This window comes from Streptomyces sp. NPDC052496 (genome assembly GCF_040679095.1).
In the GTDB taxonomy this organism is placed as follows: Bacteria; Actinomycetota; Actinomycetes; order Streptomycetales; family Streptomycetaceae; genus Streptomyces.
Genome location: NZ_JBFAUH010000017.1, coordinates 118,766 through 131,593, shown reverse-complemented (window position 1 = coordinate 131,593; position 12,828 = coordinate 118,766). Strand labels below are relative to the sequence as shown.

Genomic DNA, 12,828 nt, shown 5'->3' with positions numbered 1-12,828 from the left:
CTCTTCACCACCTTCTGCACCACCGGGGCCCGGTCCGGCGCTCGTGCCTGGGCCGGGCCCCTCTCCTCCGTCGCATGCGAGTTCTCGCCGCGTGCGTACTCGGTCGGTCCATGAGTGAGGCTCCGAAATGAAACCGCGTGGCAAATTCGCGCTGCCGTCCCTGCTGATAACCGTCGTGCTGGCCACCCTGTGGGTCGCCACGTCCAGCGGCCTGTTCACCACGCCACCCGACGCCCGGACCTCCGTGGCCGCGCATCCCGTACTGGCGGAGAAAGCGGCCTTCGGCCTGGACGAGAGCGCCGGATCACGGCGGGTCCTGGGCGGCACGGCCGAGGAATTCACCGCGCGCCCGGCCGGCGGCGCCGAACTGGGCGTGACCGGGAAAACCGGCACCGCCCTCCAGCTCAACGGCACCTCGGCGTACGCGGCCACCACGGGCCCCGTCGTGGACACCACGAAATCCTTCTCCGTCTCCGCCTGGGTCAAGCTCGACGGCAAAAGCAGGAACTACACCTTCCTGTCCCAGGCGGGCGCCCACAGCAGCGGATTCCAGCTGTACTACTCGAAGGCCTACGACAAGTGGGTCTTCAACCGCCATACGAAGGACACCGACGACGCCGCCATCGTCCGCGCGATGAGCAAGGACGCCGCCCAGGTGGACACCTGGACGCACCTGACCGGCTCGTACGACGCCGCGAAGCACTCGCTCTCCCTTTTCGTGAACGGCAAACTCCAGGAGTCGACCGCCTTCACGACGCCGTGGCGCGCCTCCGGCGGCTTCCAGTTCGGCCGCCTGCTGTACAAGAGCGCCTGGCAGGAGAACGCGCTCGGCCTCATCGACGACGTACGGACGGTGCAATCGGCGGTCACCGCCTCCGACGCCGCGGCTCTCGCCGACCACGAAATGCCGTCCCACCTCCAGGAACTGGCCTCCTTCCCGCTGGACGAGAAGCCGGGCAGTGCGACCGTCAGCGGCGGCAAGGGCGCCGGACCGGTGGCCACCCTGGCGGGCGGCGGCGCCGAACTGGGCGTGACCGGCAGGACCGGCACCGCCCTCCACCTCGACGGCACCACGGCCTACGCGGCCACCGCCGCTCCCGTCATCGACACCGCCAGGTCCTTTTCCGTCTCGGCCTGGGTGAAGCTCGACGACAAGGACCGCAACCACACCTTCCTGTCGCAGGCCGGGAACCACGCCAGCGGATTCCAGCTGTATTACTCGAAGTCGTACGACCGGTGGGTCTTCAACCGCCACGCCAAGGACACCGACGACACACAGATCGTCCGTTCCATGAGCGCCGAAACGGCGCAGGCCGGCGTCTGGACCAAGCTGACCGGCGTCTACGACTCCGCGGCCAAGAAGATCCAGCTCTTCGTCGACGAGAAGCCGCAGCCGGCGGCCGAATTCACCACACCCTGGCGCGCCGCCGGCGGCCTGCAGATCGGCCGCCTCTTCTACCGCAGCACCTTTCAGGAGAATGCCGCCGGCGCGATCGACGACATCCGCCTCTCCGAACAGAACTCCGACGTCCCCTGCGCCCGCACCGCCACCGTCGGCCACCGCGGCGCACCGAAGCTCGCCCCGGAGAACACCCTCGCCGCACTGGAAGCGGCCGCCGACCGCGGCGCCGAATGGGTCGAGACCGACGTGCAGTTCACCAAGGACGGCCAGGCCGTCATCATGCACGACCCGACCGTGGACCGGATGACCGACGGATCCGGACGCATCGACCAGCTCACCGCCGAACAGATCGCCAGGCTGACGGTGAAGGGCGGCGGCCGGGTGCCCACCCTGGAACAGGTCCTGACCTCCCTCAAGGAACGGTCCGCACGCCTCCTCCTCGAAATCAAGGGCCCCCAGACCCCGGCCCACGTCGAGCAGACCCTCAAGCTCGTCACCGAGGCCGGAATGGCCGAGCGCACGATGATCCAGTCCTTCGACGAGGCAGTGGTGCGCAACGCCGCCGACTCCCCGTACAAACTGAAGGTCGCCCTGCTCCGCGACACACTCGATCCGGACCCCGTCGCCACGGCCCGTACATTCTCCCTGACGGCCTATTCGGTGTCCTACAAGGCCCTGGCCACCCGCCCCACCGCCCTGGACCAGCTCAAGGCCGCCGGTTTCGACGTCTTCGTCTGGACCGTCGACCGCGAAGCCGACTGGCAGACCGCGACGTCCTGGGGCGTCGACGGCGTCATCACCAACCGCCCGGACGTCTTCCTCCAGTGGCGAAAGGCCCACTGCGCGGAGGCGACTGCCACCCGCTGACACGCCCCGCGGAAAGCCGCCCCCGAAAGCCGCCCCTGAAAACCGTCGCGACAAGGAAAGGCCGGTGCTAACGTCCCGCCATGTCCAAAGCCGAGATCGACGCACTGACCGCCGAGTTCTTCGGCGCCTTCGACAACCGGGGCGGCCGGACCGCCGACGTGTCCCGGATCCGCCGGCTGTTCCTCCCGGAAGGCGTGATCGTGGCGACGGGCCCGAAGTTCGCGGCCTACACCGTGGAGGAGTTCATCGAACCCCGCCGCCAGTTGCTGTCCGAAGGCCGTCTGGTCGAGTTCTCCGAATGGGAGACCTCCGAACGGACCGACATGGCCGGCGACATCGCGTCCCGCTCCGGCGAGTACCGCAAGTCCGGAATCCTGGACGGCGAACCCTTCGAGGGCGGCGGAACCAAAACCCTCCAGTTCGTCCGCACCCCGAACGGCTGGCGCATCAGCGCCTGCGCCTGGTACGACCGGCCCTGAGCGGCGGCCCGGCGCCGCACCGCACGGTGCGGCGCCGGCCGGTCCGTCGGGCCAGGCCGTGTCTTTCGGATCAGCCAGGCGTCGCGGGCCCAGGGTGATCCGAAAGACGCGGCCTAGATGTCCCGGAAGATCTCGATCTGCGCCCCGATCGAGTTCAGCCGCTCCGCCAGGTCCTCGTACCCCCGGTTGATGACATACACGTTGCGCAGCACCGACGTGCCCTCCGCCGCCATCATCGCCAGCAGGATGACCACCGCGGGGCGCAGGGCCGGCGGGCACATCATTTCTGCTGCGCGCCAGCGGGTCGGGCCGTCGATCAGGACGCGGTGCGGGTCCAGGAGTTTGACCTGGGCGCCGAGGCGGTTGAGGTCGGTGAGGTAGATGGCGCGGTTGTCGTAGACCCAGTCGTGGATCAGGGTCTGGCCCTGGGCGCTGGCCGCGATGGCCGCGAAGAACGGGACGTTGTCGATGTTCAGGCCCGGGAACGGCATGGGGTGGATCTTGTCGAGCGGGGCCTGGAGCTTGGAGGGGCGGACCGTCAGGTCGATGAGGCGGGTGCGGCCGTTGTCGGCGGCGTACTCCGCGCTGCGCTCGTGGTTGAGGCCCATCTCCTCCAGGACGGCGAGTTCGATCTCCAGGAACTCGACCGGGACGCGGCGGATCGTCAGCTCGGACTCGGTGACGACGGCGGCGGCCAGCAGGCTCATCGCCTCGACGGGGTCCTCGGACGGCGCGTAGTCCACGTCGCGGTCGATGCGTGCGACGCCGTGCACGGTCAGGGTGGTGGTGCCGACGCCCTCGACCCGTACGCCCAGCTCCTCCAGGAAGAAGCACAGGTCCTGGACCATGTAGTTGGAGGACGCGTTGCGGATGACGGTGACACCGTCGTGGCGGGCCGCGGCGAGCAGCGCGTTCTCGGTGACGGTGTCCCCGCGCTCGGTCAGGACGATCGCGCGCTTGGGGGAGACGGAACGGTCCACGTCGGCGTGGTACGTGCCCTCCGTGGCGGTGATCTCCAGGCCGAAGTGGCGCAGCGCCGTCATGTGCGGCGTGATCGTGCGCGTACCGAGGTCGCAGCCGCCCGCGTACGGGATCTTGAAGTGGTCCATGCGGTGCAGCAGCGGACCGAGGAACATGATGACGCTACGGGTGCGGCGCGCCGCCTCCGTGTCCATGGCGTCCAGGTCGAGTTCGGCCGGCGGCACGATCTCCAGGTCGTTGCCGTCGTTGATCCAGCGGGTGCGGACGCCGATGCTGCCCAGCACCTCCAGGATCCGGTAGACCTCCTCGATCCGGGCCACCCGGCGCAGGGTGGTGCGGCCCGCGTTGAGGAGCGTGGCGCACAGCAGGGCCACGCACGCGTTCTTGCTCGTCTTGACGTCGATGCTCCCGGACAGGCGCCGGCCGCCGACGACGCGAAGGTGCATGGGCCCCGCGTACCCGAGCGAGACGATTTCACTGTCGAGAGCCTCGCCGATCCGCGCGATCATCTCAAGGCTGATGTTCTGGTTACCGCGTTCGATGCGATTGACCGCGCTCTGGCTCGTGCCGAGCGCCTCCGCGAGCTGCGTCTGGGTCCAGCCCCGGTGCTGCCGCGCGTCGCGGATGAGCCTGCCGATGCGTACGAGGTAGTCGTCTGCCATGAGCAAGACGGTATCTCAGATATGAGATCGAGGAGTAACCGGGCGTCCGGCGGGGTGAAAGAAGGGGCTGTACTGCCGTGGCGAGGGCTTGTTCTACTACAATGCGAACAAAGGGAGGCGCTCATGAATGCCGTGCACACTCCGTCCGTCCCGCCCGTGGCCCGCCGCCCCTGGCGGGCGCTGGTCGCCGTACTGCCGTTCGTCCTCGCGGCCGTGGCCGTGGCCGCGGTCTTCCGGGCCCTGCGGGACCGGATACCTGAGCCGCTGGCCGTGCACTTCACCCCCGGCGGCGCCAGTGACGGTTTCGTCGAGGGGTCCGGGTTCCTGACGATATGTATGGGTATGCCACTCGTCTTCGGTGCCGTCATCGGCGTTCTGGTGCTGCGCGACGAAGCGGCGGGCGCGCTGCGCTGGGTGATCAGCGTCGGGTACGGGCTGGCGGGCGCGTTCGGCTGCCTGACGGTATCGACCCTGCTGGTGAACGCGGACGCCGGTGACGCGTCGGCGGTCCGGTTCCCGCCGGCGCACCTGGGAGTCGCCCTGGGCGTGGCGGTGGCGAGCGGGGCGGTGGGCCGGCTGTGCGCGGGCCGCGACCGGGTGCGGGCGGACAAGGTGGCCGGGCCGGCGCGGACGACACCCCTCGCCCTCGCGGACGGTGAGGCCGCCGGCTGGTCGCGGACCGTGGGCTCGCCCGTCCTGGTCGTGCTGGGCCCTGGTTTCCTGGGCGTCGGCGTGCTCTTCGGTCTGACGGGGAACTGGGTCGGCGCGGTGGCCTTCGCCGTCGCGTCCCTGTCCAGCGTGGCGTTCGCGGGCGTACGGGTCACCGCCGACCACCGCGGCCTGACCGTCGCCTCGCCCCTGGTGCCGCGCCCCCGGCTGCGCATCCCCCTCGCCCGGGTGGTGGAGGCCGGGGTCCAGCAGATCAGCCCGCTGGCCGACTTCGGCGGCTGGGGCTACCGGCTCCGGTCCGGGCGCAGCGGCATCGTGCTGCGTACGGGCGAGGCGCTGGCGCTGCGGCTGACGAACGGCCGGGTGTTCGTGGTGACCGTCGACGACGCGGCGACCGCGGCCGCGCTCCTGAACGCCCTGGCGGCCAGGGCCCGTACGGCCGGCCCGGGCGCCGGTCCCGTCTCCGACTCCGGCCAGGGGGTCTGACGTGCTGTTCCGTATCGACCACGCCTCACCGGTCCCGCTCGGCGACCAGATCGCCGCATCGGTCCGGGGCGCGCTCGCCGAGGGCTCCGTACGGTCCGGCGAGCGGTTGCCCGCGGCCCGGTCGGTCGCCGAGTCGCTGGGCGTCAACGTCCATACGGTGCTCCGCGGTTACCAGCGCCTGAAGCACGAGGGCCTGATCGAGCTCCGCCGCGGCCGCGGTGCCGTGGTGACCGGTGATGCCTCCCCGGGCCGCGTACGCCTGACCGAACGCGTGGGGCAGCTGGTGGCCGAGGCCCGCGACCTCGGCCTCACGGACGACGAGGTCGTGGCCCTGGTCCGGACGGGGCTGTCGGCGGGGTGAGGCAAAGAGGAGGGTGGGGAGTGACGCAGGTCACTCCTCCTGCCCGTCACAGGCGCGCGGCCGCCGGCATCCCGTAGGTGAACCGATGACACAACGGGAGGCAGACATGAAGGTCCTGGTGGTGGGGGCGGGTTACGCGGGAACCATCGCGGCGAACCGGCTGGCCAAGCGGGCGAGGTCGGCCGTGCGGATCACGGTCGTCAACCCCCGCCCGGACTTCGTCGAACGGGTGCGGCTGCACGAGGAGATCGCCGGGACCGGAACCGCGGCGACCCCGCTGACGGCGATGCTGAGCGCCGGGATCACCACCCGGACCGGCACCGTCGACAAGATCGGCGACGGCCAGGTGACGCTCGCCGACGGGACCGGTCTCGACTTCGACCGGCTGGTGCTCGCGGTGGGCAGTACGGTCGCGCCGCTGCCGGGCACCGTCCCCGCGGGAACCTGGGAGGGAGCGCGGGAGGCGCGGGCCGCGCTGGCCGGACTGCCCGGCGGGGGAGTGGTCACCGTCATCGGCGGCGGGCTGACGGGCATCGAAACCGCGTCCGAGATCGCTTTCGGCCGCCCCGATCTCCGTGTGCGGCTCGTGGGGGAGACGATCGCCGCGAGCCTTTCGGAGCGTGCGCGGCAGCGCGTACGTGACGGTCTGAACCGCCTGCGCGTGGAGGTCGTGGAGGACGGTGTCACGCAGGTCGAACCCGGCGCCGGGGAAGGCGGAGCCGACCTGGTGCGGCTCGGTTCGGGCGCGCGGTTCAGCTCCGGCCTCACGCTGTGGGCGGTCATCGGTACCGTGCCCGGCCTGGCCGCCCGCAGCGGTCTTGAGGTGACGGCCGACGGGCGCGCGGTGGTCGACGCGCAGCTGCGCAGCGTGACCGACCCGCGGATCTTCGTCGTCGGAGACTGCGCGGCGGTTCCCGGCTCGCGGGCGGCCTGCGCCACCGCCATGCCGCAGGGCGCACACGCCGCGGATACGCTGGCGCGCGTGATCGAGGGACGCGAGCCCGAGCCGTACTCCATGGGCTACGTCGGACAGGCGCTGAGCCTGGGCCGGCAGGACGGGCTGCTCCAGGTCGGCCGCAGGGACGACACGGTGCGGCGGCTGCACTTCGCCGGGCGCACCGCGGCCGTGGTCAAGGAGCGGATCTGCCGTTACGCGAAGTTCAGCGTCCGCACCGCGACGTACACCTGGCTGCGGGGCCCGAAGTGACCGGGCGGCCGGAGACGGTGGCCGGACAGCCGGACGGGCAGCCCGATCGAGCCGCCGGACTGCTGGGCCGGGTCGCCGACCAGCCCGACCGAGCTCCCGGCCGGCCGGACCGGGCCTCCGACGCCGCACCGCCCGATCCCGCCCACGAGTTCACCACCCACCGCCCCCTGCTGTTCTCGATCGCCTACGAGATCCTCGGGTCGGTGGCCGACGCCGAGGACGTCCTGCAGGACAGTTACCTGCGGTGGCGGTCGGTGGACCGTACCTCCGTGGAGAACCCGCGGGCCTACCTGGCGCGGATCGTCACCCGGCAGGCGCTCGGCGTACTGCGGTCGGCCGCCCGCCGCCGGGAGGAGTACGTGGGGCCGTGGCTGCCCGAGCCGCTGGCGACCGACGCCGTGGGCGAGGCGCCCGACGGCATCGACCATGTGCTCACCGGCGAGGCGGTGACCACCGCGATGCTGCTGGTGCTGGAAGCCCTGTCGCCCGCCCAGCGCGCGGTGTTCGTGCTGCGCGAGGTGTTCGGCTTCGACTACGCGGAGATCGCCGCCGCGGTGGGCAAGTCCGAGGCCGCCGTACGGCAGCTGAACCAGCGCGCCCGCAGCAGCGTGCGCGCGCGGCGGCAGGCGGCGGTCGCCACCCCCGCCGAGGCGCGGCCGGTCGCCGAACGGTTCATGGCGGCGGCCGCGACCGGTGACGTCCAGGGTCTGATGGACCTGCTCGCCCCCGACGTGGTCTTCCTGGGCGACGGCGGCGGCGTGGTCAGCGCGGTACGGCGTCCCGTGACCGGGCCGGACAAGGTGGCCAGGCTGCTCCTCGGGCTGCTGGCCAAGGGCGCGCGCTTGGGCGAGGTCGACATCCGTACCGGCGTCCACAACGGCATGCCCTCCGTCATGGTGCTCATCGACGGCGTACTCGACCAGGTGACCTCGGTCGAGATCCGCGACGGTGCCGTGACGGCGGTCTACTGCGTCCGCAACCCGCAGAAGCTCACCGCGGTCACGGTGTGACGTGCCGCGTGCCCTGCGCCCAACCCGGTGTCCAGACCCCGCTCTCCGGGCGGCCGGGGTACGCGGACGTCAGGTGCTCCCGCAGTGCGGTCAGGGCGGGGTGCGGGTTGTCGGTGCGCCAGATCAGTGAGTGCGGGTAGACCGGGGTCGGGTCGCGCAGGGGGATGCGCCGCAGGTCGTGGCCGGCGGGCCAGACCAGCGGCGTCTGCTCGCTGACGAAGGTCGCCAGCGTCGAGGAGTCCGCGATGGTGTCGAGGAGGGGCTCGATACCGAAGTTGGGGCCGACCGCGTCGATGGTGAGACCGAACGCGGCGGCGAGTTCGTCGTAATAGGCGGCCCATTCGGTGCCGGGCAGATTGCCGGGCATCCAGATCCGGCGCCCGGCGAGCTGGGCGGGGGTGATCGAGGGGGCGGCGGCGAACTCGTGGGCCGGCCCGGTGAACAGGTACAGCGGTTCGTCGAAGACCGGCGTGGCCTCGACGCCCTCGGGGAGCGGTCGGCCCGGCACGGTCACGGCGCGGAAGGTCGCGTCGATCGTCCCGGACCGGACGGCGGCGACGGCCGTGGCGGAGTCGAGCAGGGTCACGACGTCGAGGTCGGTCCCGGGGTGCGCGCGGTGGAAGTCCCGCAGCAGCCCCGCCACCGACAGCCGGCGGCCGATCACGTCGACGCGCAGCGCCCGGCGCCCCGGCCGCACGGAAGCGGCGGCCCGCTCCTCGGCCTGGAGCAGCGCCCGGGCGTACGGCAGGAACGCCTGCCCGTCGATGGTCAGCCGGGCCCCGCGGGCCGTACGGCTGAACAGCTGCACGCCGAGGTCCTTCTCCAGCACGGCGATGCGCTTGGAGACGGCCTGCGGGGTGATCGCCAGGTCGGCGGCGGCCTCCTGGAACTGGCCCGCGTCCACGGCGGTGACGAAGGTACGTACGGCGGTGAGATCCACACCGCCCATCCTAGGCGGACAACCAGCGGTTGATTCCGTGCGGCGAAATGGTTGTTTGATTCCGCTCCTGCCCGCTCGCTTTGATGACGCGAGTCAACGTGTGGTTTCGCGGGTGCTCCCGCAGCCATACCGCCACCCCCCTCACTCCGGAGGTGACCCGCCCATGCCGGATTCCTTCGTCCACCTGCACAACCACACCGAATACTCGATGCTGGACGGCGCGCAGAAGCTGACTCCGATGTTCGGCGAGGTGGCCCGGCAGGGGATGCCGGCGATCGCCATGAGTGATCACGGCAACATGTTCGGTGCCTACGAGTTCGCGCAGGTCGCCAAGGGCTTCGAGGGCGTCAGGCCGATCATCGGCATCGAGGCGTACGTGGCGCCTTCGTCCCGGTTCGCCCGGAAGCAGGAGTTCTGGGGACCGGGCGGGCGCCGCGCCGTCGGCGCGGACGGCGAGGGCTCGAAGGACGTCTCCGGCGGCGGCCGGTTCACCCATATGACCATGTGGGCGCGGAACAGCCAGGGCCTGCGCAACCTCTTCCGGCTCAGCACGCAGGCGAGCTACGAGGGCCAGTTCCCCGCGGGCAAACCGCGGATGGACCGCGAGCTGATCGCCGCACGGCCGGACGGCATCATCGCCACCACCGGCTGCCCCTCCGGCGAGATCCAGACCCGCCTGCGGCTGGACCAGTACGCCGAGGCGAAGGCCGCCGCCGCGGCGTACCAGGACATCTTCGGCCGCGAGAACTACTTCCTGGAGCTGATGGACCACGGCCTGGACATCGAGCGGCAGGTCCGCGCGGGCCTGCTGCGCCTGGCCACGGAACTCGACATCCCCCTCCTGGCCACCAACGACGCGCACTACGTCACCGAGGACCAGGCAGACGCCCACGACAGCCTGCTGTGCATCGGTGTCGGCAGGAACAAGGACGACCCGGACCGCTTCCGTTTCCACGGCTCCGGTTACCACCTCAAGAGCGCGGCCGAGATGCGCCGCCTGTTCGCGGAGCTTCCGCAGGCCTGCGACAACACCCTGCTGATCGCCGAACGCGTCGAGCCGTACGACGAGGTCTTCGACCATGCCGACGAGATGCCGCGATTCCCGGACGTGCCCGAAGGCGAGACGCAGGAGTCGTGGCTGCGCAAGGAAGTCCTCAAAGGGCTGGCGCTGCGCTACGGGACGCCGGTGCCCGCGCACATCATGGACCGCTTCGAGACCGAGATGTCGGTCATCGGCCCGATGGGGTTCAGCTCCTACTTCCTCGTCGTGGCGGACATCTGCCGGCACGCCCGGGAGCAGCGGATCCCGCTCGGTCCCGGCCGGGGCTCGGCCACCGGCTCCCTCGTCGCCTACGCCACCCGGATCACCGAGCTGTGCCCCCTGGAGCACGGCCTGCTGTTCGAACGGTTCCTGAACCCCGAGCGCATCAACCCCCCGGACGTGGACCTCGACTTCGACGACCGGCAGCGCGACCGGATGGTCCGCTACGTCACCGAGAAGTACGGCGCGGAGTACACCGCCCTGGTCAACACGTTCGGCAGGATCAAGGCCAAGAACGCGATCAAGGACGCGTCGCGCATCCTCGGCTACCCGTACGCCCACGGCGAGCGGATCACCAAGGCGCTGCCGCCCGACCAGAACGGCAGGCCCGCCCCGCTGGCCGCCGTCTTCGACCCCGCCCACGAGCGGTACGGCGAGGCCGCCGAGCTCCGGCGGCTGTACGACGACGATCAGGACGTACGGCGGGTCCTGGACACCGCCCGCGGGGTGGAGGGCCTCACCCGCGGCACCGGTGTGCACGCCGCGGCGGTGATCCTCTCCAAGACGAGGCTCACCGACCGGATCCCGCTGCACCTGCGCGCCGCGGACGGCGTGCGGATCACCGGCTTCGACTATCCGTCCTGCGAGGCCATGGGCCTGGTCAAGATGGACTTCCTGGGCCTGCGCAACCTGGGCGTCATCGACCAGGCGATCGAGAACATCCGCGAGAACCGGGGCATCGGCCTGGCCACCGTGGACCCCCTGGACGGCGACCCGGACACCGTGGTGATCCCGCTGGACGACGCGAAGACGTACCGGCTGCTGGCGGAGGGCAACACGTTCGGTGTCTTCCAGCTCGACGGCGGCGGCATGCGCGTCCTGCTCCGGCAGATGGAGCCCACCCGCTTCGAGGACATCGCCGCGGTCAACGCCCTCTACCGGCCCGGCCCCATGGCCGCCGACGCGCACACCCACTACGCGCACCGCAAGACCGGCCGCCAGGAGATCACCCCGATCCACCCGGAGCTGCGCGAGGCGCTGGAGCCGATCCTCGGCACCACCTTCCACCTGCTCGTCTACCAGGAGCAGATCATGGCCATCGCCCGGGAACTGGCCGGCTACACCCTCGGCGGCGCCGATCTGCTGCGCCGCGCGATGGGCAAGAAGAAGCCGGAGGTGCTGGCCGCTGAGTGGGACAGGTTCCACGCGGGCATGCGGAACAACGGCTTCAGTACGGAAGCCGTCACGGCGCTGTGGGACGTGATGCTGCCGTTCTCCGGCTACGCGTTCAACAAGTCGCACACCGCCGGGTACGGCCTGGTCTCGTACTGGACCGCCTACCTCAAGGCGAACTACCCGGCCGAGTACATGGCGGCCCTGCTCACCTCGGTCGGCGACGACAAGGACAAGGCCGCGGTCTATCTGGCCGACGCCCGCAGGAACGGCGTACGGGTCCTGCAGCCCGACGTGAACGAGTCCGCCGCCGAGTTCACGGCCGTCGGCGACGACGTACGGTTCGGGCTGCGGTCCGTGCGCAACGTCGGCGAGAACGTCATCGAGGCCGTCGTCGACGCGCCGCCGGCGCGGGAAGTTCACCTCGTTCGCCGATTTCCTCGACAAGGCGGGGCTGCCCGCGCTGAACAAGAGGGCCGTGGAGTCCCTGATCAAAGCGGGCTCCTTCGACTCGCTGGGGCACTCCCGCAAGGGCCTCATCGCCGTCCACGAGGACGCCCTCGACTCGGTCGTCCCCGTGAAGAAAGCCGCCGCCTTCGGACAGGACGACCTCTTCACCGGTCTGGACGGATCAGGAAGCGGCGAACCGGCCTTCGGCCTCGACTTCCCGTCGACAGCGAGGAGTGGCCCCGCAGACAGCTCCTGGCCACCGAACGGGACATGCTGGGCCTCTACGTCTCCGCCCACCCGCTGGACGGCGCCGAGCACATCCTCGCCGGCGCCCGCGACTGCTCCGTCGCCGAACTGCTCGCCTCCGGCCGCACCACCGGGGACGTACGGCTCGCCGGACTGATCACCGGCGTCCAGCTGAAGATGACCAGACAGGGCAACGCCTGGGCCGTCGTGACCCTCGCCGATCGCGACGCCGCCGTCGAGGTGCTCTTCTTCCCCGCCGCTCACCAGCTCGTCCGGCACGCCCTGACGGAGGACAACGTCATCTCCGTCAAGGGGAAGGTCGAGGACCGGGACGGAAGGGTGCAGGTCTTCGGCAGGGAACTCGCCGTACTGGACGTCTCCTCCGCCGAGCACGGCGGAAGGCCCCCGGTACGGCTCACCCTCCCCGCCCACCGGATCACCGAACAGTCCGTCAGGGAACTGAAACGCATCCTCGCGGACCACCCGGGCGACACCCCGGTCCACCTCAGCGTCCGCGGCGCCCGCAGGACGACCGTGTACGCCCTGCGGGCCGAGGTGGACGCCACCGCCGTCGCGTCCGAGATCAAGGGCGCGTTCGGGGCGGACGCGTGGACGGGGTTCGCGTGAGCGGCGC

General features: G+C 71.0%; 8 protein-coding genes and 1 pseudogene. 7 read left to right on the top strand and 2 right to left on the bottom strand.

What is annotated here, in order from left to right; genetic code table 11:
- Positions 1 to 127 precede the first annotated feature (127 nt).
- Positions 128 to 2,269, top strand: coding sequence for a glycerophosphodiester phosphodiesterase family protein (locus AB0L45_RS23150; RefSeq protein ID WP_365842785.1), 2,142 nt, complete (start codon positions 128 to 130; stop codon positions 2,267 to 2,269).
- A gap of 80 nt (positions 2,270 to 2,349) precedes the next feature.
- Entirely contained in the window at positions 2,350 to 2,748 is a 399-nt protein-coding gene (locus AB0L45_RS23145) for a DUF4440 domain-containing protein (protein ID WP_365842783.1), read from the top strand.
- A gap of 113 nt (positions 2,749 to 2,861) precedes the next feature.
- Here AB0L45_RS23145 and AB0L45_RS23140 read toward each other — a convergent pair whose 3' ends face one another.
- Positions 2,862 to 4,391 carry a UDP-N-acetylglucosamine 1-carboxyvinyltransferase gene (locus tag AB0L45_RS23140; protein WP_365842781.1) on the bottom strand — a complete coding sequence of 510 codons (1,530 nt, stop codon included), beginning with the start codon at positions 4,389 to 4,391 and terminating at the stop codon, positions 2,862 to 2,864.
- Between the two features lie 123 nt (positions 4,392 to 4,514).
- Between AB0L45_RS23140 and AB0L45_RS23135 the strand changes: the two genes are divergently transcribed.
- The 4 genes from AB0L45_RS23135 (at position 4,515) to AB0L45_RS23120 (ending at position 8,124) form a co-directional block, all read left to right on the top strand.
- Positions 4,515 to 5,546 (top strand): DUF1648 domain-containing protein, encoded by a 1,032-nt coding sequence (locus AB0L45_RS23135; RefSeq protein WP_365842779.1) that lies wholly within the window; start codon positions 4,515 to 4,517, stop codon positions 5,544 to 5,546.
- A gap of 1 nt (position 5,547) precedes the next feature.
- Entirely contained in the window at positions 5,548 to 5,907 is a 360-nt protein-coding gene (locus AB0L45_RS23130) for a GntR family transcriptional regulator (RefSeq protein WP_365842777.1), read from the top strand.
- Positions 5,908 to 5,992: 85 nt separating this feature from the next.
- On the top strand, positions 5,993 to 7,114 hold the full coding sequence (locus AB0L45_RS23125; RefSeq protein WP_365842775.1) for an FAD-dependent oxidoreductase: 1,122 nt from the start codon (positions 5,993 to 5,995) through the stop codon (positions 7,112 to 7,114).
- A complete protein-coding gene (locus tag AB0L45_RS23120) occupies positions 7,111 to 8,124 on the top strand; it encodes an RNA polymerase sigma-70 factor (RefSeq protein WP_365842773.1) in 1,014 nt (337 codons plus the stop codon). The genes AB0L45_RS23125 and AB0L45_RS23120 overlap by 4 nt, the downstream gene beginning before the upstream one ends.
- Here AB0L45_RS23120 and AB0L45_RS23115 read toward each other — a convergent pair.
- Positions 8,114 to 9,064: a LysR family transcriptional regulator gene (locus AB0L45_RS23115; protein WP_365842771.1), complete on the bottom strand. Its 951-nt coding sequence runs from the start codon at positions 9,062 to 9,064 to the stop codon at positions 8,114 to 8,116. The genes AB0L45_RS23120 and AB0L45_RS23115 overlap by 11 nt on opposite strands.
- A gap of 163 nt (positions 9,065 to 9,227) precedes the next feature.
- Here AB0L45_RS23115 and dnaE point away from each other — a divergent pair.
- Positions 9,228 to 12,821 (top strand): annotated as a pseudogene (gene dnaE, locus AB0L45_RS23110) (DNA polymerase III subunit alpha).
- Positions 12,822 to 12,828: the final 7 nt, after the last annotated feature.

Excerpts from the sequence above, each read along its gene's own strand:
- AB0L45_RS23150 (WP_365842785.1), top strand. The coding sequence starts at position 128 with ATGAAACCGCGTGGCAAATTCGCGCTGCCGTCCCTGCTGATAACCGTC.
- AB0L45_RS23145 (WP_365842783.1), top strand. The coding sequence starts at position 2,350 with ATGTCCAAAGCCGAGATCGACGCACTGACCGCCGAGTTCTTCGGCGCC.
- AB0L45_RS23140 (WP_365842781.1), bottom strand. The coding sequence starts at position 4,391 with ATGGCAGACGACTACCTCGTACGCATCGGCAGGCTCATCCGCGACGCG.
- AB0L45_RS23135 (WP_365842779.1), top strand. The coding sequence starts at position 4,515 with ATGAATGCCGTGCACACTCCGTCCGTCCCGCCCGTGGCCCGCCGCCCC.
- AB0L45_RS23125 (WP_365842775.1), top strand. The coding sequence starts at position 5,993 with ATGACACAACGGGAGGCAGACATGAAGGTCCTGGTGGTGGGGGCGGGT.